Below are 24,157 nucleotides of genomic sequence, written 5' to 3'. Positions count from 1 at the left end.
CCTCTTTAAACGTTATTTGCCCGTGCGCTGGTAGCGCACGGCTTCCACGAATACATCGGCGTTGGCCGGGTCATCCAGGTAGGCAAACACTTGGTCCATGGGGCTGTCGACCAATACCCCATCGCCTTCGACGGTTTCCACGGTGTCGCCGTGCAGCACCTGTTGCCCGATGGCCTGGTGAATCTGTTCCAGATCGAGGTTATAGACCACCAATTCGTGCTTATCGTCGAACTCGAATCCTGCCAGGAAGTAATGCCCTCCGAACTTGGCCGGCAACGGTGCCGACAGGTACCAGCGGCTGCCATGACGCGAAACCGTAAACAGGTATTCATCGCGCTGGGCCGGTGTGGCTTTAGGGTAGCTCACCGCCTTATAGCGATGCTCACCAGCACCGCTGATTTGCAGATTGAGCGGTTCGCCCCAGGCATTCCTGCTGGTCCAATGGCCCAGCAATTCATCCGGCGCCGCCTCATGAGCCGGCAGCGGGTCCTTGAACGTCACCAAGCAACCGCTGAGCAACAGGAACGACAAGGCGATTACCGCCACACGCCAGGTTTTCATTGGACTCCCCCGGTGTCAGACCGAGGCCAACACCAAATGCATATAACGCTTGAGAATTTCAAGCATCTCTTCACCGGTCAGAGGCTCTGCGCCGCCCAGCAGGCCCTGATATTCCATCCGACTGATTATCGCCGTCAACACTTTGGCATCCTGTTGCGGCTCGCGGGAGCCCAGTACCTGGAAAAACTGCCCTGTGCCCTGCAACAGAATCTGCTGATGGGAACGCACCAGCTCAGCCAACCGCGGGTTCAGCAGCGCTTCCTGGCGAAAGGCCTGCTCGGCCATCAGGTGCTCACGGCGGTTGGTCAGTTGGCGCAACACGTAGTCAGCGGTCAAACGCGCAATATCATCGGCCAGTTGCGAGCGTGACTGCGGGCTGCCGTCGCCATAGGCGACCATTTCACGCAGCAGACCCTCGTTACGCACCCACAGCTTGCCCATGAACGCGGCACTGCGTTCGACGTATTGGGCGAAGGTATCGGTGAGCAAGTCATCGATATCCTTGAAATAGTAGGTGGTGGCCGACAACGGCACCCCCGCCTCTGCCGCGACTGCCCGATGGCGCACGGCCCTTACGCCATCACGCACCACGATGCGCATCGCCGCATCGAGAATGTCTTGCCTGCGTTGCTCACTGCCCCGTCGACTGGCCTTACGGCCCTGGTACTGGACGCTTTCAGCCACGGCAGCAGCAATGCCGGCGGCGCCTTCTTGAGCCATTACGCGGTTCACGACACACATCCTTGAATAGATCAAAACCTGGCGCTGTTTGCTTGACGCTTATAAACGCCGCATAAAAAAGCCGCCTTATAAAGGCGGCTCTGGATTTCGCTACGGTTACGCTTGTGGCCGCATGTGCGGGAACAAGATCACATCGCGGATCGACGGCGAGTTAGTCAACAGCATCACCAGGCGGTCGATGCCGATCCCTTCACCGGCGGTTGGCGGCATGCCGTATTCCAGGGCGCGCACGAAGTCGGCATCGTAGTGCATGGCTTCGTCGTCGCCGGCGTCCTTGTCAGCCACCTGGGCCATGAAGCGCTCGGCCTGGTCTTCCGCGTCGTTCAACTCGGAGTAGGCGTTGGCGATTTCGCGGCCGCCGATGAACAATTCGAAACGGTCGGTGACGTTCGGGTTGTCATCGTTGCGACGGGCCAGCGGCGACACTTCGAACGGGTACTGGGTAATGAAGTGCGGCTGTTCGAGCTTGTGCTCCACCAACTCTTCGAAAATCATCACCTGCAATTTGCCCAGGCCTTCGAAGCCCAACACTTTGGCGCCGGCTTTCTTGGCAATGGCGCGGGCCTTGTCGATGTCGGTCAGGTCGTCAGCGGTCAACTCGGGGTTGTACTTGAGGATCGAATCGAACACCGACAGGCGCACGAACGGTTCGCCAAAGTGGAACACCTTGTCGCCGTACGGCACGTCAGTGCTGCCCAGGACCAACTGTGCCAGTTCGCGGAACAGTTCTTCAGTCAGGTCCATGTTGTCTTCGTAATCGGCGTAGGCCTGGTAGAACTCCAACATGGTGAATTCTGGGTTGTGACGCGTCGAAACGCCTTCGTTACGGAAGTTGCGGTTGATCTCGAACACTTTCTCAAACCCGCCAACCACAAGGCGCTTGAGGTACAACTCAGGCGCGATACGCAGGAACATTTCCAGGTCCAGTGCGTTGTGGTGGGTTTCAAACGGCTTGGCTGCTGCACCACCGGGGATGGTTTGCAGCATCGGGGTTTCCACTTCCAGGAAGTCACGCTGCATCAAGAAGCTGCGGATGTGCGCGATGACTTGCGAACGCACGCGGAAGGTGTGGCGCACGTCTTCGTTGACGATCAGGTCAACATAGCGCTGGCGGTAGCGCTGCTCGGTGTCGGTGAGGCCGTGGTGCTTGTCCGGCAGCGGGCGCAGGGATTTGGTCAGCAGGCGTACGCTGGTCATTTCAACGTACAGGTCGCCCTTGCCGGAACGGGCCAGGGTGCCTTCGGCGGCGATGATGTCGCCCATGTCCCAGGTTTTCACCGAGGCCAGGGTGTCTTCAGGCAGGGTCTTGCGGTTGACGTAGACCTGGATACGCCCGGTCATGTCCTGGATCACCATGAACGAGCCACGGTTGAGCATGATGCGACCTGCCACCTTGACCGGGATCGCCGCTTCTGCCAGCTCTTCCTTGGTCTTGTCCGCGTATTGCTTCTGCAAGGCATCGCAGTAGTTTTCGCGGCGGAAGTCGTTCGGGAAGGCATTGCCCTTGGCGCGCTCGGCAGCCAGCTTTTCCTTGCGCAGGGCGATCAGGGAGTTTTCTTCCTGTTGCAGGGCTTGCGGGTCGAGTTGTTGGTCGCTCATGTCTTTAAATATTCCATCAGGTTCGTTGCCCCCGGCCTGCGGCCGGGGATCGCCGGCATGCCGGCTCCTAAAACGGGGTTACAGGCCTGACTTCAGGCTGGCTTCCAGGTATTCGTCGATATCGCCGTCGAGCACCTTGTCGCAGTCGCTGCGTTCGATGTTAGTGCGCAAATCCTTGATCCGCGACGCATCAAGCACATAAGAACGGATCTGGTGACCCCAGCCGATATCCGACTTGGTGTCTTCCAGCGCCTGGGAAGCGGCGTTGCGCTTCTGCATTTCCTGCTCGTACAACTTGGCCCGCAGCATTTTCATGGCGGTGTCCTTGTTCGCGTGCTGGGAGCGTTCGTTCTGGCAGCTCACCACGGTGTTGGTCGGTACGTGGGTAATACGTACGGCCGAGTCGGTGGTGTTTACGTGCTGGCCACCGGCACCGGAGGAGCGGTAGGTATCGATGCGGAGGTCGGCCGGGTTGATCTCGATTTCGACCTTGTCGTCGATCTCTGGCGAGACGAACACAGCAGAGAACGAGGTGTGTCGACGGTTGCCGGAGTCAAACGGGCTCTTGCGCACCAGGCGATGCACGCCGATCTCGGTCCGCAGCCAACCAAAGGCGTATTCGCCCTTGATGTGTACGGTCGCGCCCTTGATACCGGCGACTTCACCGGCGGACAGCTCCATGATGGTCGCTTCGAAACCGCGCTTGTCAGCCCAGCGCAGGTACATGCGCAGCAGGATGTTGGCCCAGTCCTGGGCCTCGGTGCCGCCGGAACCGGCCTGGATGTCCAGGTAGGCGTTGTTCGGGTCCATTTCGTGGCTGAACATGCGACGGAATTCAAGCTTGGCGAGGTTGTCCTCGAGACGGGCCAGCTCGGCGACGACATCGCCCACTGCGCCTTCGTCGTTTTCTTCGACGGCCATGTCCAGCAGGTCACGGCAATCGGCCAGACCGGTGTTCAACTCGTCGAGGGTATCGACGATCTGCGCCAGCGCAGCGCGCTCGCGGCCCAGTTCCTGGGCGTATTCAGGTTTGTTCCAGACAGCAGGATCTTCAAGCTCGCGATTGACTTCGGTCAGACGCTCATGCTTTTGATCGTAGTCAAAGATACCCCCGAATAGTTTCGGAGCGCTCGGACAGGTCCTTGATGGTGTTAAGGATCGGGTTGATTTCCATGGCGGGCAGCACTCGTTGGCGAACTTTTGAAAGCCGGCGAGTATAACGGCAAACGTCCGGAAACGGCAGTCCGCTTGGCCGAAAAGGCGGGGTTTGTAGGCTATCGACAGAACAATGGAGATCAAATGTGGGAGCTGGCTTGCCTGCGATTGCGGTCCGTCAGTTACCACATCTGTATCTGATACACCGCTATCGCAGGCAAGCCAGCTCCCACAGGGGTTTTACGGTGCTTCGAGTTATTCGATACACACCTGATTGCGCCCATTGTGCTTGGCCGTATACAACCCCTTGTCCGCCGCCATGATCAACTGTCGGCAATCCGTGCCCTGCACCGGTGTCATGGTCGACAGGCCGATACTGATGGTCAGGCTCGCCCCCTCAGCCGGCGCTATGTGCGGGATTTTCAGCGCGGCAACGGCCATGCGTAGCTTTTCAGCCACCAGGCGTGCGCCGCCCGGCGACGTATTCGGCAGTACCAAGGCGAACTCTTCACCGCCGTAGCGCGCTGGCAGGTCCGAGGGGCGACTGCTGGCTTCGCGGATGGTGGTGGCGACTTTGCGCAGGGCTTCGTCGCCTTCGACGTGGCCGAAGCTGTCGTTGTAGGTTTTGAAAAAATCCACGTCGATCATCAGCAGCGACAGCTGGGTCTGGTCGCGCATGGCACGACGCCATTCCAGTTCCAGGTATTCGTCGAAGTGGCGGCGGTTGGACAGCCCGGTGAGGCCGTCGGAGTTCATCAAGCGTTGCAGCACCAAATTGGTGTCTAGCAGTTGCTGCTGGCTGACTCGCAGCGCTCGATAAGCCGCGTCCCGTTGCAACAAGGTCATGTAGGAGCGCGAGTGATAGCGGATGCGCGCCACCAGTTCGATATTGTCCGGCAGCTTGACCAGGTAGTCGTTGGCGCCGGCCGAAAATGCCGCGCTCTTGATCAGCGGGTCTTCCTTGGTGGAAAGCACGATGATCGGAATATTTTGCGTGGCCGGGTGGTTGCGGTATTCGCGCACCAGCGTCAGGCCGTCGAGGCCAGGCATCACCAAGTCTTGCAGGATCACGGTCGGTTTGATGCGGATCGCCTGGGCAATCGCCTGGTGCGGGTCGGCGCAGAAGTGGAAGTCGATGTTTTCTTCATGGGCCAGGCCACGTCGCACGGCTTCTCCGATCATGGCCTGGTCGTCGACCAGCAACACCATGGCAGCATTTTCATCGGTCTTGATGTCGTCGATCTGTAAATCATTCATGTGCAATCACCTGAATTACTTTCCTGCTGGCCAGCACCCTGGAGGGTCTTGATCATTTTGCGAAGACCTCCAGTAATCGGGGCGCAATTCTGTCCAGTGGGCGAATTTCAACAGCAGCATCAATCGCCGCCGCCGCTTTGGGCATGCCATACACCGCCGAGCTCTGCTGATCCTGGGCGATGGTTAAATAACCTTGTTCACGCAGCAACTTGAGGCCTTGGGCCCCGTCGCGCCCCATACCTGTCAGCAAGACGCCAACGGCGTCACCATTCCAATGGCTGGCCACGCTTTCGAAAAACACGTCGATCGAAGGCCGGTAAATCTCGTTCACTGGCTCTGCGGTATAGGCTAGCGTGCCATTCTTCAACAGACGAATATGGTGGTTGGTGCCGGCCAGCAGCACTACACCGCTTTGCGGTGCCTCACCCTCGCGGGCCAGGCGCACCGGCAGGCCAGAGGCGCTGCTCAGCCACTCGGCCATGCCGGCGGCAAACACCTGGTCCACATGCTGCACCAATACAATGGCGGCCGGAAAGTCTTGAGGCAAACCCTTGAGCAGGATTTCCAGGGCCGCCGGGCCACCTGCCGAGGACCCGATAGCCACCAGGCTCTGGCGCTTGCCGGTGGCGCGCGGTGGTGCGGCGTCGGCACGCAGGCGGCTGCCACGCTGGCCGATCAACCAGCCGATATTGAGGATCTTGCGCAGCAGCGGCGCCGCCGCATCCTTGGGGTTGCCCACGCCCAGCGGCGGCGTGTCCACCACATCCAGGGCGCCATGGCCCATGGCTTCGAACACGCGGCTGACATTGGCCTGGCGGTCGACGGTGACGATAACAATGGCACAGGGGGTCTCGGCCATGATCTGCCGAGTGGCTTCCACACCGTCCATTACGGGCATGATCAAGTCCATCAGGATCAGGTCCGGGGTCAGCTCAGCGCAGCGCTGCACCGCTTCCAGGCCATTGGCTGCCACCCACACAACCTGGTGAGCAGGTTCGAAACTCAAGGCACGGCGAAGGGCCTCAACCGCGAGGGGCATGTCATTGACGATTGCGATCCTCATGCGCGCGCGCCTCCGATCAGTTCCACCACCGCGTCGAGCAACGCGTCATCATGGAAACTGGCTTTGGCTAAATAATAGTCGGCGCCGGCGTCCAGTCCACGACGTCGGTCTTCTTCGCGATCCTTGTAGGACACAACCATCACCGGCAACGATTGCAGGCGACTGTCACGGCGCAAGAGTGTGACCAATTCAATACCGTCCATTCGAGGCATATCAATGTCTGTGATCAGCAGGTCAAAGTCTTCGGAACGCAGGGCGTTCCAGCCGTCCATGCCATCAACCGCGACGGCCACTTCATAACCACGATTAAGTAACAATTTGCGTTGCAGCTCACGCACGGTCAGCGAGTCATCCACCACCAGCACCCGTTTACGCGGCGCCTCGGTGGTTTGTTGGCTACGCCGGGCAATACGTTCCAAACGTCCGGTGTTGAGCAACTTGTCCACCGAACGCAGCATGTCTTCAACGTCGACGATCAACACCACCGAGCCGTCGTCCAGCAAGGCGCCGGCGGAGATGTCCTGGACCTTGCCCAGGCGATCATCCAGCGGTAACACCACCAGCGTGCGCTCGCCGATAAAACGCTCCACAGCAATCCCGTACACGGCATCGCGCTCGCGGATCACCACCACTTTCAGCGTGTCTGACTGACTCTGCCCCGCCGGGCGCTGCAACAACTGGCTGGCGGCGACCAGGCCGACATGCCGGCCTTCGTGCCAGAAATGCTGGCGGCCTTCGAGTTGCACAATATCGTCGGGCGCCAGGTCGCACATGCGCTCGATATGGGCCAGCGGGAACGCGTAGGCTTCTTCACCGACTTCCACCACCAGGCTGCGTACCACCGACAAGGTCAACGGCACTTCCAGGTGGAAACGACTGCCCTGCCCCGCCGTCTGCTCCAGCACCACGGCACCACGCAGTTGGCGGACCATATGCTGCACCGCATCCAGCCCGACTCCACGCCCGGACACTTCGGTGACCTTGTCGCGCAGGCTGAACCCCGGCAGGAACAGGAACGTCAGCAACTCTTCTTCGCTCAGGCGCAGGGCGGTTTCAACCGGCGACAGATGGCGGTCGACGATGGTGCCGCGCAAGCGCTCCAAGTCGACGCCATTGCCGTCATCGCTCAATTCCAGTACCAGCAAACCGGCTTGATGAGAGGCGCGCAGGCGGATCAGGCCTTCAGCCGGCTTGCCTCCGAGCAGGCGTTGCTCAGGCATTTCGATGCCGTGGTCGACGGCATTGCGCAATAAATGGGTGAGTGGCGCTTCGAGCTTTTCCAGCACGTCGCGGTCGACCTGGGTCTTTTCACCCTCGATTTCCAGGCGCACCTGCTTGCCCAGGCTGCGGCCAAGGTCGCGCACCATGCGCACCTGCCCAGCGAGGACATCGGCAAACGGTCGCATGCGGCAGGCCAGGGCGGTGTCATACAGCACTTGGGCGCGCTGCCCGGCCTGCCAGCCGAATTCGTCCAGTTCAGCATGTTTTTCCGCCAGCAAGGCCTGGGCTTCGCTCAACAAGCGGCGGGTGTCGGCCAGGGCTTCCTGGGCTTCGAGGTTCAAACCCACGGTTTTGAGCTGGCCGTCCAGCGTATCGAGGGCGCGGACACTTTGACTTTGAATGCGTTTTAGGCGCTGCAGGCTGGCCAGGTAGGGCTTGAGCCGCTGGGTTTCCACCAGGGATTTGCTCGACAGGTCGAGCAGGCTGTTCAAGCGCTCGGCGGTCACCCGCAGTACGCGCTCGCCGCCTTCGGTCATGCGTTTGTTCTGACGCGGCGGCTCGGCGGCAACTGGCGGCGCGGGCTCGGGTTCCGGCGGCAGTTCTTCAACAACCGGTGCCGGCGCTGGCGGCGGCGTAGCCTTGACCGGCGCCTGGGACGGGTCCAGCAGGCGCTCCATCAACGCCACATAAGCTTCGATGTCGGCCGACCCCACGTCATTGCCCGGCGTGGCGATGCGCATCAGCAGATCAGTGCCTTGCAGCAACGCATCAATATGTTCGGGTTGCAGGTACAGGCGGCTTTCCTGGGCGCTCACCAGGCAATCCTCCATGACGTGGGACACGCTGACCCCGGCGTCCACCCCAACGATGCGCGCGGCGCCCTTGAGCGAGTGCGCCGCACGCATGCACGCTTCAAGCTGGTCGGCCTGGGTCGGGTTGCGTTCCAGGGCCAGCAGGCCCGCGCTGAGTACCTGGGTCTGCGCATCGGCTTCCAGGCTGAACAGTTCCAGCAGCGAGGCGTCGCGCATCTGGTCGGGGGTCATGTGAGGCTCCGGGTCACGGCGGACAACAATTGCGCCTCGTCCAGCCAACGCAGGCTGCGGCCTTTCCACTGCAACACGCCCTGGGTGAAGCGGCCGCTGGCCTGGGTGCCGGAGGCCGATGCGGCCTTCAGGGTGCGCTCATCGATAGCATGGATACCGTCGACTTCATCCACCGGCACCACCACCGGGCCATCCTGGGCGGCGATGATCAACATGCGCGGCATGATGCGCCCACCGCTGGCGCCCTGGGTGGTGGCGTCCAGGCCCAGCAACTCGACCAGCGACAGGCACGCCACCAGCGCGCCGCGCACGTTGGCCACGCCAAGCAAGGCGCGGGAGCGCTGGTGTGGCAGGGAGTGAATCGGTTGCAACGGCGCCACTTCCACCAGACAACGGGTGGCAATGCCCAGCCATTCTTCGCCGAGGCGGAACATCAGCAGGGAACGTGTGACCACCTCCTCGCCCAATTCGACCGCGTTGTACGCGCGATGCGCGTCCTGCTGCAATGCGTAGCGATCCAGCAAGCGCGTGGCCGCCGCCGAGTACACCGAGCAGTTGCGGCAATGGATATGGTCCGCCAGCAACGGGCAGGACTTGTCGCCATGGATGCCGATGCGGTTCCAACAGTCATCGATGGCCTGGGTGTCAGCCAGGGTCAGGTCCAGGCCTGCGGTGTCGAGCGCCTCGGTGTTATTCATCGCTTGGACTCACTGTCAGCTCGCTCGCTCCGCGCGGCCCGCGCTTGCAAGCGGCGCGCCCCCGCACTGTCACCCTGAGACTCAAGCAACGCGGCCAGGTGCATCAAGGCCTGCGGGTGCTGGGGTTCCAGGTACAAGGCTTTTCGATAATAGCCCTGGGCCTCCAGGGCGCTGCCGGCCACGTCGCTGAGCAGCCCCAGCCAGTAGAACACTTGGGCGGCCGGCGGGTGGTTGTTCAGGTATTGCTCGCAAGCGGCGCGAGCATCAAGGCTTTTGCCTTCATTGGCCAGCGTGGCGATCCGACTGAGCAGATCAGCCGCGTCGGAATGCGCCACCTTGATTGGCATCACTTGGGCACTGACCGTGCTGAACGGCCGCGGCTTGGTAGGAATCGGTGCCGCACTGCGCTGCGGGATGGGCGCGGCGATAGGCACAAACACCGGCTCCGGCTTGACCGGCTCAGCCTGCCGACTGAACGCAAAGGACTGCGGCACACCAATCGAGCGCATGCCATGGCGCCCCAGCAGGCTGCCCTCGGCCGGGCCGATAAACAGCACGCCGTCCTCATGGGTCAGGCCCTTGAGTACAGCAAACACTTGCTTCTGGGTCGGCTGGTCGAAATAGATCAGCAGGTTGCGACAGAACACAAAGTCGTAGCTCGCCTCATTGGCCAGCAGCGCCGGGTCAAGCAGGTTGCCGACTTGCAGGCGCACCTGTTCGCGCACACGGTCGGCGATGTGGTAGCCGTCGCCGAATTCGGTGAAATGTCGGTCGCGAAACGCCAGATCGCCGCCGCGAAACGAGTTCTTGCCATACACCCCGCGTCGCGCGCGCTCAACCGACAGTGGGCTGACATCCACGCCCAGCACCTTGAACTGGTGCGGCGCCAAACCGGCATCCAGCAGCGCCATGGCAATCGAATAAGGTTCTTCGCCGGTGGAGCACGGCAGGCTGAGGATGCGCAGTGCGCGCATCTGCTTGATGTCGAGCAGGCGGGCCTTGGCCAGGCGGGCCAGGGTTGCAAAGGATTCGGGGTAACGGAAAAACCAGGTCTCGGGGACGATTACCGCCTCGATCAGCGCTTGCTGTTCATCCTCGGAGCTTTGCAGGTGCTGCCAGTATTCGCCGGCCGCTTGGGCATTGACGGCCTGGCTGCGTTGGCGCACCGCACGCTCGATGATGGCTTCGCCCACAGACGCGACGTCCAGGCCGATGCGCTCTTTCAGGAAGGCAAAAAAACGCGGGTCGTGGCTCATGGGCTCGGCTCTGCAGAAAACAGCAAGGCGCGCACTTCGTCGGTGAGCAATTCGTTAACCCCAATCCACTGCATCAAGCCCAAGGCATCTTCACGCACCAGCCCCAGGTACGGCGCCTCGCGGTTATCCAGGCCATAAGGCTTGAACTCGCCAAGGTCGCAACGCAGGGTGTCGGTGGCTTGTTCCAGGATCAGCCCCAACCAATGCGCTTGAACCCAAGGCTGCGGCTGGTAATTGACCAGCACCAGGCGCGTGCTGGTGCGCGCCTGGGCCGGCGTGCCGAAGGCCAGGGCGCTGAGGTCGATGACCGGCACCAGCGCGCCACGATGGGCAAAAATGCCCGACACCCACTGCGGTGCATGGGCAATCGGCTTGAGCGGCAGGCGCGGCAGTACCTCGGCGACTTCCGTGGCCCTGAGGGCAAAACGCTCGTCGCCGATGTGGAACACCAGGAACAAGGCCTTTTTCGCTGCCGGGACGGCACCGCGTTTAGCCGCGAGATCGCTCATCAGACTTTGAAACGCGACACGCCGCTGCGCAGACCGACCGCAACCTGGCTCAGCTCATCAATGGCAAAGCTGGCCTGGCGCAGCGAGTCGACAGTCTGGCTGCTGGCATCGCCCAGTTGCACCAGCGCGTGGTTGATCTGCTCGGCGCCGGTAGCCTGGGCCTGCATGCCTTCGTTGACCATCAACACCCGCGGCGCCAGCGCCTGTACCTGATGGATGATCTGCGACAGCTGCTCGCCCACTTGCTGCACTTCAAACATGCCGCGACGTACTTCTTCGGAGAACTTGTCCATGCCCATCACCCCTGCGGACACCGCCGACTGGATCTCGCGCACCATCTGCTCGATGTCGTAGGTGGCCACGGCGGTCTGGTCGGCAAGGCGGCGAACTTCGGTGGCAACCACGGCAAAGCCGCGACCGTATTCACCGGCCTTCTCGGCCTCGATGGCCGCGTTGAGCGACAGCAGGTTGGTCTGGTCGGCAACCTTGACGATGGTCACCACCACCTGATTGATGTTGCCGGCCTTCTCATTGAGGATCGCCAGCTTGGCGTTCACCAAGTCGGCGGCGCCCATCACCGAGTGCATGGTTTCTTCCATGCGCGCCAGGCCTTGCTGGCCAGAGCCGGCGGCGACCGACGCCTGGTCGGCAGCGGTGGACACTTCGGTCATGGTGCGCACCAGATCCTTGGACGTGGCAGCGATTTCGCGGGACGTGGCGCCGATCTCAGTGGTAGTCGCAGCGGTTTCAGTGGCGGTGGCCTGTTGTTGCTTGGACGTGGCGGCAATCTCGGTGACCGAGGTGGTCACCTGCACCGACGAGCGCTGGGCCTGGGACACGAGGGCGGTGAGCTCGGTCATCATGTCGTTGAAGCCGGTCTCTACCGCACCGAATTCGTCCTTGCGCTCCAGGTTCAGGCGTTTGCTCAGGTCACCAGTGCGCATGGTTTCAAGGATGTCGACGATCCGCTGCATCGGCGCCATGATCGCGCGCATCAGCAGCAGGCCACACAGGCCAGCGGCAAGGATGGCGATAAGCAGCGACACGGCCATGCTGATCTTGGCCGACAGGACTGCCTCGTCGATCGCCGCCGTGGCGCGGTCAGACACGTTCTTGTTTTCAGTGATGATGTCGTTGAGCTTCATGCGCCCTTCAGTCCAGATCGGCGTCAATTGCTCCTCGACCAATACGCTCGCGCCCGGCAGGTCGTTGGCTTCGACGCGCTCCAGCACCTGGGCGAGGACTTTGTTGTACGTCGTGTGCGCCGCCTTGAAGTTATCGAATTCCATGCGGTCAGCTTGGCTATGAATGGTTTTTTCATAGTTGGCCATCTGCTGTTCGATACGCGCTTCGAAGGACTTGTAGTTCGACCTGTCGGTGTTGCTGAGCGTTTTTTCGTCGCGCAGACCAATGATATCGACGGTTTCAAGGTAGCTGTCGACCCACGCGCTGCGGATCATCGAGCTGAGGTAAACGCCCGGTACCGCGTCGTCACGCACCAATTCCTGGCTGGTTTCGATCTTCAGCAACCGTGAGTAGGAGACCACAACCATTAACAGCATGATGGCGATAATGACCGCAAAGCTTGCCAAGATCCGTTGGCGCAAGGTCCAGTTCTTCACAGTAATTCCTCGAAGGGCCATTCAAATGGAGGGAGTATAGCTGAGCGGGTGCCCTCATTTATCAATGGGTTTTGACGCAGCGCGCACGGAATGCAAAAACACCCCGGACCGCCAAGGCAGCCGGGGTGCTTGTATTAACAAGCGCGTTTAAAGTGTGGCCTGGCGCACCTGTTTTTCCAGCTCCAACTTCAAGCCAGGCTCCAGTTTCAACTGACGGGCCAGTTCATCGAGGTAGGACTTCTCCATGAAGTTCTCCTCATCCACCAGCATCACACTGGCGATGTACATTTCGGCGGCCATTTCCGGAGTGCCGGCCGCCCGCGCCACATCGGCAGGGTCCAGGGGTTTGTTCAGTTCGGCATGCAGCCAGCTTTGCAGCTCGCGGTCGTTATCCAGCTTGGTGAACTCGCCTTCGATCAGCGCGCGCTCGCGCTCGTCCACATGGCCGTCAGCCTTGGCTGCCGCGACCAGCGCCTTGAGAATGCCTTGGCTGTGTTGCTCAACCTGAGCCGGTGGCAGGCGGTCGATGGTTTGCGGCTCACCCTGGGGGGCATTGGCCTGTTGCGCTTGCCAGTTACCGTAAGCTTTGTAGGCAATCACCCCCAACGCCGCCAACCCACCGTAAGTCAGGGCCTTGCCGCCGAAATTGCGCGCCTTCTTATTGCCCAGCAACAGGCCCATCGCGCCGGCTGCCAGCGCGCCGCCACCCGCACCACCGAGCAGGCTGCCCAGGCCGCCACCGCCGAGCAAGCCGCCAAGAGCGCCTTTATCGTCCTGTTTCCGCTGGCCGCCGGCCTTGTTTTGCAACATGTCCTGGCCAGACTTGAGCAACTGATCGAGCAATCCACGGGTATTCATTCAAAGCCTCCAGACACTTGGGTTCGTAGGACCAATAGGCCTCCAGCGTAAAACTAAGTGCCAAAAAGCCTTTGCCTAGAGTGCTTCCAGATGTAACGCGGCTACCCTTCGCTTAAATCGATATACACTTGAGCAAATCTATAAAAACACCCCACTGGTAATTCCAGCATGATGACCTTGCGTCAAATCCGGCACTTCATTGCCGTGGCCGAGACCGGCTCGATCTCCGCCGCCGCGCAAACTGCGTTCATTTCCCAGTCCACACTGACCCTGGCGATCCAGCAACTGGAACAGGAAATCGGCGTGAACCTGTTCAACCGTCACGCCAAGGGCATGACACTCACGCATCAAGGCCATCAATTCCTGCGCCAGGCGCACCTGATCCTCGCCACCGTCGACAACGCCAAGCGCAGCCTGCAACAGAGCACCGACCAAGTCGCCGGGCAGTTGATCATCGGCGTGACCAGCTTGGTGGCCGGCTATTACCTCGCAGATTTGCTGACACGCTTCCAGCGCGCCTACCCCAATGTAGAAATCCGCGTGATGGAGGATGAGCGCCCGTATATCGAGCATTTGCTGGTCAGCGGCGAGATCGACGTGGGCGTGCTGATCCTGTCCAACCTCGAAGACCGTCACGCCCTGCAAACCGAAGTACTCACCCATTCGCCTCACCGGCTATGGCTGCCGGCGCAACATCCGTTGCTGGAACACGACAGCATCAACCTGGCCGATGTGGCGCGCGAGCCGTTGATTCAGTTGAACGTCGACGAAATGGGCCACAACGCCCAGCGCATGTGGACCGGTGCGGGCCTGCAGCCGCGCGTGACCCTGCGCACCGCCTCCACCGAAGCCGTGCGAAGCCTGGTAGCGGCCGGCCTGGGCGTGTCGATCCAGCCGGACATGACCTACCGCCCCTGGTCCCTTGAAGGCGACATTATCGAAGCGCGGCCGATTGCCGACCTCAGCCAAACCCTCGATGTAGGCCTGGCCTGGCGTCGTGGCACGGCGCGGCCGGCACTGGTCGACCCGTTCCTGACGGTTGCGCGTGAACAGCCGCACCCACGCAAGCCATCTATTTAATCGAATGCTGCATTCAGTATTTAGTATTTGTTGACCTCGCGCCTGACCTCTACTCTCGGCTCATCCATAAGAGAAAGGTCAGGTGCCTCGTAAGAGAACGCCCATGGCCATACAAGAAAAGAGATCGCGAAAAATGTCCGGCGCGCCCACCCCGCTGCTTACTGCGTTGCTGATCGACGGCGAACTGGTCCAAGGCCAGGGTTTTGTCGAGCCGATCCTCAACCCGGCCACCGGCGAAGTCCTCACCCAGATCGCCGAAGCCAGCACCGAGCAAGTGGAGGCTGCGATCCTCGCCGCCCACCGCGCCTTTACCGGCTGGTCACGCACCACACCGCAGCAACGTTCGAACGTCTTGCTGGGCATCGCCGATGCCATCGAAAAACAAGCCGACTACCTGGCCCGCCTGGAATCCCTGAACTGCGGCAAGCCCTTGCACCTGGCGCGCCAGGATGACTTGAGCGCCACTGTCGATGTGTTCCGCTTCTTCGCCGGCGCCGTGCGCTGCCAGACCGGGCAACTGAGCGGCGAATACCTGCCGGGCTACACCAGCATGGTGCGCCGTGACCCCATCGGCGTCGTGGCCTCGATTGCACCGTGGAACTACCCGCTGATGATGGCCGCGTGGAAAATCGCTCCAGCCCTGGCCGCCGGTAATACGCTGGTGTTCAAACCATCGGAGCACACGCCGCTGTCGATCCTGGCGCTGGCCCCTGTGCTTAAAGCGCTCTTGCCACGTGGTGTGATCAACATTCTGTGTGGCGGCGGCGAAGGCGTCGGCAGTCATCTGGTCAGCCACCCCAAGGTGCGTATGGTGTCGCTGACCGGCGATATCGTTACCGGGCAGAAAATCCTGCAAGCGGCGTCCAAAACCCTTAAACGCACGCACCTGGAACTGGGCGGCAAAGCGCCGGTGATCGTGTGCAACGATGCTGACCTGCAAGCCGTGGTCGAGGGCGTGCGCGCCTATGGTTACTACAATGCCGGCCAGGACTGCACTGCCGCGTGCCGCATCTACGCCCAGGCCGGCATTCACGACAAATTGGTTGCCGAACTTGGCGCAGCGGTCAGCAGCCTGCGCTTTGCCGGTAAACGCGACGCCGACAATGAACTGGGCCCGTTGATCAGCACGCGCCAGCGCGACCGCGTCGCCAGTTTTGTCGAACGCGCCCTCGGCCAGCCGCATATCGAACGCATCACCGGCGCCGCCGTGCATTCCGGCGCGGGCTTCTATTACCAGCCCACCCTGCTGGCCGGCTGTAAACAGAACGATGAAATCGTGCAGCGCGAAGTGTTCGGACCGGTGGTTACGGTGACGCGCTTCGACGAACTGGAACAGGCGGTGGACTGGGCCAACGACTCGGAATACGGCCTGGCGTCCTCGGTGTGGACCCAGAACCTGGACAAGGCCATGCAAGTGGCGGCGCGCCTGCAATACGGCTGCACCTGGATCAACAGCCATTTCATGCTGGTCAGCGAAATGCCCCACGGCGGCTTGAAGCGCTCGGGGTATGGGAAGGATCTGTCCAGCGATTCACTCCAGGACTACAGCGTGGTGCGCCACATCATGGCGCGCCACGGCCAGCATCTTTAAAACAACAACTAAGCTCTTGCGTTACCGGCTACACACACTGCCCCGACCATAATTAAAGAAGAGGGAACCCCCATGTCTGCGCACAAGACCGCACTGCTCAGTGCCCTGACCACCGCGCTGCTGGCCAGTGCCAGCCTACAGGCCGCCGAACCGCTCAAGGCTGTTGGCGCGGGTGAAGGCCAACTGGATATCGTCGCCTGGCCCGGCTACATCGAACGTGGCGAAAGCGACAAGGCCTACGACTGGGTCACAGGTTTCGAGAAGGAAACCGGCTGCAAGGTGAATGTGAAAACCGCCGCCACCTCTGACGAAATGGTCAGCCTGATGGCCAAGGGTGGGAATGATCTGGTCACCGCGTCGGGCGATGCCTCGCTGCGCCTGATCGTCGGCAAACGCGTGCAGCCGATCAACACCGCGCTGATCCCCAATTGGAAAAATATCGACCCGCGCCTGAAGGATGCGCCGTGGTACGTGGTCGGTCAGCAAACCTACGGCACCCCGTACCAGTGGGGCCCGAACGTGTTGATGTACAACACCAACGTGTTCAAGACCGCGCCCACCAGCTGGGACGTGCTGTTCAACGCCCAGAACCTGCCGGACGGCAAGCCGAACAAAGGCCGCGTGCAGGCGTATGACGGCCCGATCTATATCGCCGACGCGGCGCTGTACCTCAAGTCGACCAAGCCGGAGCTGGGCATTCAAAGCCCGTATGAACTGACCGAAACCCAGTACAAGGCCGTGCTCGAACTGTTGCGCGCCCAGCAACCGCTGATCCACCGCTACTGGCACGACACCACCGTGCAAATGAGTGACTTCAAGAACGAAGGCGTGGTCGCCTCCAGCGCCTGGCCGTACCAGGTCAACGGTTTGCAGAACGAGAAACAGCCGATTGCCTCGACCATTCCCAAGGAAGGCGCCACCGGCTGGGCGGACACCACCATGCTGCACACCGAGGCCAAGCACCCGAATTGCGCCTACAAGTGGATGGATTGGTCGCTGCAACCCAAAGTCCAGGGCGATGTAGCCGCCTGGTTCGGCTCGCTGCCGGCGGTGCCGGCGGCTTGCAAGGAAAGCGAACTGCTTGGCGCCGAAGGCTGCAAGACCAATGGCTTTGACCAGTTCGAAAAGATCGCCTTCTGGAAAACCCCGCAGGCTGAAGGCGGCAAGTTCGTGCCGTACAGCCGCTGGACCCAGGATTACATTGCGATCATGGGCGGCCGCTAAGCCTTCCTGACAACGCAGGACAACATGTGGGAGCGGGCTTGCTCGCGAATGCGGTGTGTCAACCAACACATCTGTAACTGATCCACCGCTTTCGCGAGCAAGCCCGCTCCCACATTTTTGACCGCGTTCACAGATTCCCCGCTTTTTCAGAAGTCCAGGCCGGGCCGCTGCGACGACCCGCGCCTTTTTGGAGCACCGCACCATGACCCTTGCAGTCCAATTCACCCACGTTTCCCGTCAGTTCGGCGAAGTGAAAGCCGTTGACCGGGTTTCCATCGACATCCAGGACGGCGAGTTCTTTTCCATGCTCGGCCCTTCCGGCTCAGGCAAGACCACCTGCCTGCGCCTGATCGCCGGGTTCGAACACCCGAGCGCAGGCTCGATCCGTATCCACGGCGAGGAAGCCGCCGGCTTGCCGCCGTATCAGCGCGATGTAAACACTGTGTTCCAGGACTACGCGCTGTTCCCCCATATGAATGTGCGCGACAACGTCGCCTACGGCCTCAAGGTCAAGGGCGTCGGCAAGGCCGAACGCCTCCATCGCGCCGAAGAAGCCTTGGCGATGGTCGCCCTCGGCGGTTATGGCGAGCGCAAGCCGGTGCAGCTTTCCGGTGGGCAGCGTCAGCGCGTAGCCCTGGCCCGCGCCCTGGTCAATCGCCCACGCGTATTGCTGCTGGATGAGCCGTTGGGCGCCCTCGACCTCAAGCTGCGTGAGCAGATGCAGAGCGAGCTGAAAAAACTGCAACGCCAACTCGGCATCACCTTTATTTTCGTGACTCACGACCAGACTGAAGCGCTGTCGATGTCTGACCGTGTGGCGGTGTTCAACAAAGGTCGCATCGAGCAAGTCGACACCCCGCGCAACCTGTACATGAAGCCCGCCACTGCCTTTGTCGCCGAGTTCGTCGGCACGTCCAACGTGATTCGCGGCGAACTGGCCCAGCGCCTCAGCGGCAACCCGCAGCCCTTCTCGATCCGCCCGGAGCACGTGCGTTTTGCCGAAGGTCCGCTGGGTGCCGGCGACGTGGAAGTCAGCGGTGTGCTGCACGATATCCAGTACCAGGGCAGCGCCACGCGCTATGAGCTGAAGCTGGAAAACGGCCAGGCGCTGAACATCAGCCAGGCCAACAACCAGTGGCTGGACATCAGCAGCGGCCATCAGGTCGGCCAGTCCATCACCGCCCGCTGGGCGCGGGAAGCCATGACGCCGCTGACCGACATCGCAGGCGAGGTGTGACATGAGCCTGGCCCTATCCCAACCGCCGATGCGCAGGTTTTCCAACCTGCTGTACCGCAACCCCAACCTCTACCTGGCGATGCTGCTGGTGCCGCCGCTGATCTGGTTTGGCGCGATCTACCTGGGCTCGCTGCTGACCCTGCTGTGGCAAGGCTTCTATACGTTTGACGACTTCACCATGGCGGTCACGCCGGACTTGACCCTGGCCAACTTCGCCGCGCTGTTCCAGCCGTCGAACTTCGACATCATCGTGCGCACCTTGAGCATGGCGATTGTGGTGTCGATTGCCAGTGCGGTGGTCGCGTTCCCGATTGCCTATTACATGGCGCGCTACACCACGGGCAAGACCAAGGCGTTTTTCTACATCGCAGTGATGATGCCAATGTGGGCCAGCTACATTGTCAAGGCGTACGCCTGGACCTTGCTGCTGGCCAAGGGCGGCGTGGCGCAGTGGTTCGTGCAGCACTTGGGGCTGGAGCCCGTGTTGCAGTTCGTGCTGGGCATTCCCGGCGTGGGCGGCAGCACCTTGAGCACCTCGCACCTGGGGCGGTTCATGGTCTTCGTTTATATCTGGCTGCCGTTCATGATTCTGCCGATCCAGGCGTCCCTGGAGCGTTTACCGCCGTCGCTGCTACAGGCTTCGGCCGACCTTGGCGCCAAGCCGCGCCAGACCTTCATGCAGGTGATTCTGCCGCTGTCGATTCCGGGGATTGCCGCCGGTTCCATCTTCACGTTCTCGCTGACCCTGGGCGATTTCATCGTGCCGCAACTGGTGGGCCCACCGGGTTACTTCGTCGGCGGCATGGTGTACGCGCAGCAAGGCGCCATCGGCAATATGCCCATGGCCGCAGCGTTCACGTTGGTGCCCATCGTGCTGATCGCGGTTTACCTGTCCATCGTCAAACGCCTGGGGGCCTTCGATGCACTCTGAAAAATCCAGTTTGAGTTTGAAGATCGCAGCCTGGGGCGGCCTGGTGTTTTTGCACTTCCCGATCCTGATCATCTTCCTCTACGCCTTCAACACCGAAGAAGCCGCGTTCAGCTTCCCGCCCCAAGGCTTTACCTTGAAGTGGTTCAGCGTGGCCTTCGCCCGGCCGGACGTGCTGGAGTCGATCAAGTTGTCCTTGCAGATCGCCGCCATCGCCACGCTGATTGCGATGGTGCTTGGCACGTTGGCGTCGGCGGCGTTGTATCGCCGCGAGTTCTTCGGCAAGCAAGGCGTGTCGTTGATGTTGATCCTGCCAATTGCGCTGCCGGGGATCATCACCGGTATCGCGCTGCTGGCGACGTTCAAGACGTTGGGCATTGAGCCGGGGATGTTCACCATCATCGTCGGCCACGCGACGTTCTGCGTGGTGATCGTCTACAACAACGTCATCGCGCGCTTGCGCCGCACCTCCCACAGCCTGATCGAAGCCTCAATGGACCTGGGCGCCGACGGCTGGCAGACCTTTCGCTACATCATCATGCCCAACCTCGGCTCGGCGCTGCTGGCTGGCGGCATGCTCGCGTTTGCGCTGTCCTTCGACGAAATCATCGTCACCACCTTCACCGCCGGCCACGAGCGCACCTTGCCGCTGTGGCTGCTCAACCAGCTCAGCCGCCCACGCGACGTGCCGGTGACCAACGTGGTGGCGATGCTGGTGATGCTGGTGACGATGGTGCCGATTCTCGGTGCGTATTACCTGACGCGCGGCGGTGAAAGCGTGGCGGGGAGTGGCGGTAAATAACTGACAAGACCCTGCCTCTGAAGAAACACGGTCAATGTGGGAGCTGGCTTGCCAGCTCCCACATTTGAATCGCATTTATTCAGGGGTAAACACTCGTTTTAGGAGAGCTGAACCATGCAAACCAAGCTACTGATCAACGGCCAACTGGTAGAAGGCGAAGGCCCGGCCCAAGCCATATTCAACCCGGCACTCGGCCGCGTGCTGGTGGAAATCAAGGAAGCCAGCGAAGCCCAGGTCGACGCCGCCGTGCGCGCTGCCGATGCCGCCTTCGAAGGCTGGTCGCAAACCGCGCCCAAGGATCGCTCGCTGTTGCTGCTGAAGCTGGCGGACGTGATCGAAGCCCATGGGGAAGAGCTGGCCAAGCTGGAATCGGACAACTGCGGCAAGCCTTACAGCGCCGCGCTGAACGATGAAATCCCGGCGATTGCCGACGTGTTCCGCTTCTTTGCCGGTGCCAGCCGTTGCATGAGCGGCTCGGCCGGCGGTGAGTACTTGCCCGGGCACACCTCGATGATCCGCCGCGACCCGGTGGGCGTGATTGCCTCCATCGCACCCTGGAACTACCCACTGATGATGGTCGCCTGGAAAATTGCCCCGGCGCTCGCCGCCGGTAATACCGTGGTGCTCAAGCCGTCAGAACAAACCCCGCTGACCGCGTTGCGCATGGTCGAACTGGCCGCTGAAATTTTCCCGGCCGGCGTACTCAATCTGGTGTTCGGGCGTGGGCCAACCGTCGGCAGCCCACTGGTGAATCATCCGAAAGTGCGCATGGTCTCGCTGACCGGCTCCATCGCCACCGGTGCAAACATCATTTCCAGCACCGCCGACAGCGTTAAGCGCATGCACATGGAGCTGGGCGGCAAGGCGCCGGTGATCATCTTCAACGATGCCGATATCGATGCTGCCGTGGAAGGCATTCGCACCTTTGGCTTCTACAACGCCGGGCAGGATTGCACCGCTGCGTGCCGGATCTACGCGCAAGCGGACATCTACGATGCGTTTGTCGAGAAGCTCGGCGCCGCGGTCGCCAGCATCAAGTACGGTTTGCAGGATGATCCGGCCACCGAACTGGGCCCGCTGATTACCGCTCAGCATCGCGACCGTGTCGCCGGGTTTGTCGAACGCGCCGTGGCACAACCGCATATTCGCCTGGTCACCGGCGGCAAGGCGGTGGAAGGCAATGGTTTCTTCTTTGAGCCGACCGTGCTGGCCGACGCGCAGCAGGACGACGAGATCGTGCGCCGCGAGGTATTCGGGCCCGTGGTGTCGGTGACCAAGTTCACCGATGAAGCGCAAGTGCTGGGCTGGGCCAATGATTCGGACTACGGCCTGGCGTCATCCGTATGGACCGCCGATGCAGGACGCGCCCATCGTTTGGCCGCGCGCTTGCAGTACGGCTGCACCTGGGTGAACACCCACTTCATGCTCGTCAGCGAAATGCCTCACGGCGGTCAGAAACTGTCCGGCTACGGCAAGGACATGTCCATGTACGGGCTGGAGGACTACACCACCGTTCGCCATGTGATGTTCAAGCACTAATGCTGTGCCCCCTGTGGGAGCAGGCTTGCTCGCGAATGCGGTACATCCGGCACACATGTGTCGACTGACACACCGTATTCGCGAGCAAGCCCGCTCCCACAGGGGATCTCCTTATAACAATAAATAATTCGCAGGTTCCCATGGATATCACCCGCCGCGACTTCCTCAACGGCGTCGCTGTCACCATTGCCGCCGGTATGACCCCGCTGCAACTGCTTCAAGCCGCTCCCGATGGTCGTTACTACCCACCCGCCCTTACCGGCTTGCGCGGCAGCCATGTCGGCTCGTTTGAAGTGGCGCACCAGATGGGCTGGGAAAAGAAGGTGTTCGACACCGAAAAACTACCGATCACCGAGGATTACGATCTAGTGGTCGTGGGTGGCGGCTTGAGTGGGTTGTCGGCGGCGTGGTTCTACCGCGAGAAGCACCCCAAGGCGAAGATCCTGATCCTGGAAAACCACGACGACTTCGGCGGCCACGCCAAGCGCAACGAGTTCCAGGCCGGCGGCCGCATGATCATCGGCTACGGTGGCAGCGAGGCGTTCCAGTCGCCCAACCACCTTTACAGCAAGCACGTGAACGGGCTGTTGAAAAAGCTCGGGGTGAACATCAAGCGCTTCGAAACCGCCTTCGACCGCCAGTTCTACCCTGGCCTCGGCCTGTCGCGCGGGGTGTTTTTCGACAAGGAAAACTTCGGCGAAGACAAACTGGTGACCGGCGACCCAACGCCGATGGTGGCCGACGACATCGCCCCGGACCGACTGAATGCGCGCGCCATCGGCGATTTCATCAATGACTTTCCGTTGCCAGCCGCGGACCGCCAGGCCCTGATCGAGCTGCACACAGCGCCCAAGGATTACCTGCTGGGCAAGACCGCCAACGAAAAAGCCGCCTACCTGGCAGCCACCAGCTACCGGGATTTTTTACGCAAGAACGTAGGACTTTCCGAAGGCGCGGTGAAGTACTTCCAGAGCCGCACCAATGACTTCATGGCCCTGAGCATTGATGCGGTGGCGTCGTCCGACGCTTATAACGTGGGTTTCCCTGGCTTTGCCGGGATGAATCTGGCGCCAATCAGTGAAGAAGCGGCGGCGGAAATGGAAGAGCCCTACATCTACCATTTCCCGGACGGCAATGCGTCGGTGGCGCGGTTGCTGGTGCGCAGCCTCATCCCAGGTGTGGCGCCGGGCCATACCATGGACGATATCGTGCTGGCGGCCTTTGATTACGCCAGGCTCGATCAACCCAAGGCGGCGGTGCGGCTGCGTTTGAATAGCACGGCGGTGAGTGTGCGTAACGTCGGTGACGGCGTGCACATCGGCTACAGCCGTGGCGGACAACTCGCACAGGTGCGCGGCAAACGCTGCATCCTGGCCTGCTACAACATGATGATTCCTTACCTGTTGAAGGACCTGCCCGCGCCCCAAGCCCATGCCCTGAGCCAGAACGTCAAATACCCGCTGGTGTACACCAAGGTGGTGATCCGCAATTGGCAGTCGTTCCAGAAACTGGGCGTGCACGAAATTTACGCGGCAACCCAGCCTTACAGCCGGATCAAACTGGACTACCCGGTGAGCATGGGCGGCTACGACCACCCGCGCGACCCGACGCAGCCGATTGGCTTGCATATGGTCTACGTACCCACCAGCCCCAACAGCGGCATGAACGCCCGCGACCAGGCACGCGCCGGGCGAGGCAAGTTATATGGGCAGACGTTCGAGCAACTGGAAGCGCAGTTGCGTGACCAATTGCAACGCATGCTTGGGCCGGGTGGGTTCAACCACCAGACCGATATTCTGGCGATCACTGTCAACCGCTGGTCACATGGTTATGCGAGCTTCTCCAACAGCTTGTTTGATGATACCGATGAGAACGAAGCGTGGATGAAGCTGGCGAGGAAGCCGGTGGGGCATGTGAGCATTGCCAATTCGGACGCCGCGTGGAGTGCGTATGCGCATGCGGCGATTGATGAGGCGTATCGGGCAGTCGCTGAAGTGAGCTGACCTGAGAAGGACCTGGAAATGTCTTGTTTCACATGCAACGCCATCACCCCGCTATCAATCAATTTTCCTGCGTCATCGAACCGCTTAAGCTATCCGGCGTCTGTTTAATGTCCGTTGCGTTTGGCCGAAGGCATGTCCGAACCGTAATTTCTGATCCGCTACGTGCCAGG

General features: G+C 61.3%; 20 protein-coding genes. 8 read left to right on the top strand and 12 right to left on the bottom strand.

The genetic code is table 11. From position 1 onward, the window contains the following. Positions 1-12: 12 nt before the first annotated feature. The 12 genes from HU722_RS07215 to HU722_RS07160 form a co-directional block, all read right to left on the bottom strand. On the bottom strand, positions 13-561 hold the full coding sequence (locus tag HU722_RS07215) for a hypothetical protein (RefSeq protein WP_065872478.1): 549 nt from the start codon (positions 559-561) through the stop codon (positions 13-15). 15 nt (positions 562-576) lie between these two features. Further along, positions 577-1,293 (bottom strand): TetR/AcrR family transcriptional regulator, encoded by a 717-nt coding sequence (locus HU722_RS07210; protein WP_083207060.1) that lies wholly within the window; start codon positions 1,291-1,293, stop codon positions 577-579. Between the two features lie 105 nt (positions 1,294-1,398). Continuing rightward, positions 1,399-2,901 (bottom strand): lysine--tRNA ligase, encoded by a 1,503-nt coding sequence (gene lysS / locus HU722_RS07205; protein ID WP_065872480.1) that lies wholly within the window; start codon positions 2,899-2,901, stop codon positions 1,399-1,401. 78 nt (positions 2,902-2,979) lie between these two features. Next, positions 2,980-4,075, bottom strand: a protein-coding gene (gene prfB, locus HU722_RS07200; protein WP_139113184.1) for a peptide chain release factor 2 whose coding sequence is annotated in 2 segments (ribosomal slippage) — positions 2,980-4,002 and positions 4,004-4,075 — 1,095 coding nt in all. Because the reading frame shifts where the segments join, the coding sequence is not laid out codon by codon here. Positions 4,076-4,311: 236 nt separating this feature from the next. Continuing rightward, positions 4,312-5,313: a response regulator gene (locus HU722_RS07195; RefSeq protein WP_065872481.1), complete on the bottom strand. Its 1,002-nt coding sequence runs from the start codon at positions 5,311-5,313 to the stop codon at positions 4,312-4,314. A gap of 52 nt (positions 5,314-5,365) precedes the next feature. Next, positions 5,366-6,376 carry a chemotaxis response regulator protein-glutamate methylesterase gene (locus tag HU722_RS07190; RefSeq protein WP_065872482.1) on the bottom strand — a complete coding sequence of 337 codons (1,011 nt, stop codon included), beginning with the start codon at positions 6,374-6,376 and terminating at the stop codon, positions 5,366-5,368. Then, positions 6,373-8,640: a hybrid sensor histidine kinase/response regulator gene (locus tag HU722_RS07185; RefSeq protein WP_186752302.1), complete on the bottom strand. Its 2,268-nt coding sequence runs from the start codon at positions 8,638-8,640 to the stop codon at positions 6,373-6,375. The genes HU722_RS07190 and HU722_RS07185 overlap by 4 nt, the downstream gene beginning before the upstream one ends. Continuing rightward, a complete protein-coding gene (locus HU722_RS07180; protein WP_065872484.1) occupies positions 8,637-9,338 on the bottom strand; it encodes a chemotaxis protein CheW in 702 nt (233 codons plus the stop codon). The genes HU722_RS07185 and HU722_RS07180 overlap by 4 nt, the downstream gene beginning before the upstream one ends. Beyond that, positions 9,335-10,594, bottom strand: coding sequence for a CheR family methyltransferase (locus HU722_RS07175; RefSeq protein WP_186752303.1), 1,260 nt, complete (start codon positions 10,592-10,594; stop codon positions 9,335-9,337). The genes HU722_RS07180 and HU722_RS07175 overlap by 4 nt, the downstream gene beginning before the upstream one ends. Further along, on the bottom strand, positions 10,591-11,103 hold the full coding sequence (locus HU722_RS07170; RefSeq protein WP_065880091.1) for a chemotaxis protein CheW: 513 nt from the start codon (positions 11,101-11,103) through the stop codon (positions 10,591-10,593). The genes HU722_RS07175 and HU722_RS07170 overlap by 4 nt, the downstream gene beginning before the upstream one ends. Then, positions 11,103-12,725 carry a methyl-accepting chemotaxis protein gene (locus tag HU722_RS07165; RefSeq protein WP_065872487.1) on the bottom strand — a complete coding sequence of 541 codons (1,623 nt, stop codon included), beginning with the start codon at positions 12,723-12,725 and terminating at the stop codon, positions 11,103-11,105. The genes HU722_RS07170 and HU722_RS07165 overlap by 1 nt, the downstream gene beginning before the upstream one ends. Positions 12,726-12,872: 147 nt before the next feature. Beyond that, on the bottom strand, positions 12,873-13,583 hold the full coding sequence (locus HU722_RS07160; RefSeq protein WP_065872488.1) for a tellurite resistance TerB family protein: 711 nt from the start codon (positions 13,581-13,583) through the stop codon (positions 12,873-12,875). Positions 13,584-13,751: 168 nt separating this feature from the next. On the opposite strand from HU722_RS07160, the gene HU722_RS07155 reads away from it, so the two are divergent. The 8 genes from HU722_RS07155 to HU722_RS07120 all read left to right on the top strand — a co-directional run bounded on the left by HU722_RS07155 (position 13,752) and on the right by HU722_RS07120 (position 23,987). After that, positions 13,752-14,663, top strand: coding sequence for a LysR family transcriptional regulator (locus HU722_RS07155; RefSeq protein ID WP_003209548.1), 912 nt, complete (start codon positions 13,752-13,754; stop codon positions 14,661-14,663). Between the two features lie 133 nt (positions 14,664-14,796). Then, positions 14,797-16,254, top strand: coding sequence for a gamma-aminobutyraldehyde dehydrogenase (locus HU722_RS07150; RefSeq protein WP_065872489.1), 1,458 nt, complete (start codon positions 14,797-14,799; stop codon positions 16,252-16,254). Between the two features lie 72 nt (positions 16,255-16,326). Then, positions 16,327-17,478 (top strand): putative ABC transporter substrate-binding protein YdcS, encoded by a 1,152-nt coding sequence (gene ydcS / locus HU722_RS07145; protein WP_186752304.1) that lies wholly within the window; start codon positions 16,327-16,329, stop codon positions 17,476-17,478. A gap of 202 nt (positions 17,479-17,680) precedes the next feature. Further along, positions 17,681-18,715 carry an ABC transporter ATP-binding protein gene (locus HU722_RS07140; protein ID WP_065880093.1) on the top strand — a complete coding sequence of 345 codons (1,035 nt, stop codon included), beginning with the start codon at positions 17,681-17,683 and terminating at the stop codon, positions 18,713-18,715. 1 nt (position 18,716) lies between these two features. Beyond that, the gene (locus HU722_RS07135) at positions 18,717-19,646 is read left to right on the top strand and encodes an ABC transporter permease (RefSeq protein ID WP_186752305.1); all 930 of its coding nucleotides are present in this window, start codon (positions 18,717-18,719) and stop codon (positions 19,644-19,646) included. Continuing rightward, positions 19,636-20,445, top strand: coding sequence for an ABC transporter permease (locus tag HU722_RS07130; RefSeq protein ID WP_049709717.1), 810 nt, complete (start codon positions 19,636-19,638; stop codon positions 20,443-20,445). Before HU722_RS07135 ends, HU722_RS07130 begins: the two co-directional genes overlap by 11 nt. Positions 20,446-20,559: 114 nt before the next feature. Continuing rightward, positions 20,560-21,984 (top strand): gamma-aminobutyraldehyde dehydrogenase, encoded by a 1,425-nt coding sequence (locus HU722_RS07125; protein WP_065945371.1) that lies wholly within the window; start codon positions 20,560-20,562, stop codon positions 21,982-21,984. 140 nt (positions 21,985-22,124) lie between these two features. Continuing rightward, complete coding sequence (locus HU722_RS07120) at positions 22,125-23,987, top strand: NAD(P)-binding protein (RefSeq protein ID WP_065945370.1); 1,863 nt, start codon at positions 22,125-22,127, stop codon at positions 23,985-23,987. Positions 23,988-24,157: the final 170 nt, after the last annotated feature.

Source organism: Pseudomonas tritici (assembly GCF_014268275.3).
GTDB classification, from domain to species: Bacteria; Pseudomonadota; Gammaproteobacteria; order Pseudomonadales; family Pseudomonadaceae; genus Aquipseudomonas; species Aquipseudomonas tritici.
This window is presented reverse-complemented; position numbering and strand designations above follow the sequence as displayed.

Coding starts and splice junctions, on each gene's coding strand:
- HU722_RS07215 (WP_065872478.1), bottom strand. CDS start 561: ATGAAAACCTGGCGTGTGGCGGTAATCGCCTTGTCGTTCCTGTTGCTC.
- lysS (WP_065872480.1), bottom strand. CDS start 2,901: ATGAGCGACCAACAACTCGACCCGCAAGCCCTGCAACAGGAAGAAAAC.
- HU722_RS07195 (WP_065872481.1), bottom strand. CDS start 5,313: ATGAATGATTTACAGATCGACGACATCAAGACCGATGAAAATGCTGCC.
- HU722_RS07190 (WP_065872482.1), bottom strand. CDS start 6,376: ATGAGGATCGCAATCGTCAATGACATGCCCCTCGCGGTTGAGGCCCTT.
- HU722_RS07185 (WP_186752302.1), bottom strand. CDS start 8,640: ATGACCCCCGACCAGATGCGCGACGCCTCGCTGCTGGAACTGTTCAGC.
- HU722_RS07180 (WP_065872484.1), bottom strand. CDS start 9,338: ATGAATAACACCGAGGCGCTCGACACCGCAGGCCTGGACCTGACCCTG.
- HU722_RS07175 (WP_186752303.1), bottom strand. CDS start 10,594: ATGAGCCACGACCCGCGTTTTTTTGCCTTCCTGAAAGAGCGCATCGGC.
- HU722_RS07170 (WP_065880091.1), bottom strand. CDS start 11,103: ATGAGCGATCTCGCGGCTAAACGCGGTGCCGTCCCGGCAGCGAAAAAG.
- HU722_RS07160 (WP_065872488.1), bottom strand. CDS start 13,583: ATGAATACCCGTGGATTGCTCGATCAGTTGCTCAAGTCTGGCCAGGAC.
- HU722_RS07155 (WP_003209548.1), top strand. CDS start 13,752: ATGATGACCTTGCGTCAAATCCGGCACTTCATTGCCGTGGCCGAGACC.
- HU722_RS07150 (WP_065872489.1), top strand. CDS start 14,797: ATGTCCGGCGCGCCCACCCCGCTGCTTACTGCGTTGCTGATCGACGGC.
- ydcS (WP_186752304.1), top strand. CDS start 16,327: ATGTCTGCGCACAAGACCGCACTGCTCAGTGCCCTGACCACCGCGCTG.
- HU722_RS07140 (WP_065880093.1), top strand. CDS start 17,681: ATGACCCTTGCAGTCCAATTCACCCACGTTTCCCGTCAGTTCGGCGAA.
- HU722_RS07135 (WP_186752305.1), top strand. CDS start 18,717: ATGAGCCTGGCCCTATCCCAACCGCCGATGCGCAGGTTTTCCAACCTG.
- HU722_RS07130 (WP_049709717.1), top strand. CDS start 19,636: ATGCACTCTGAAAAATCCAGTTTGAGTTTGAAGATCGCAGCCTGGGGC.
- HU722_RS07125 (WP_065945371.1), top strand. CDS start 20,560: ATGCAAACCAAGCTACTGATCAACGGCCAACTGGTAGAAGGCGAAGGC.
- HU722_RS07120 (WP_065945370.1), top strand. CDS start 22,125: ATGGATATCACCCGCCGCGACTTCCTCAACGGCGTCGCTGTCACCATT.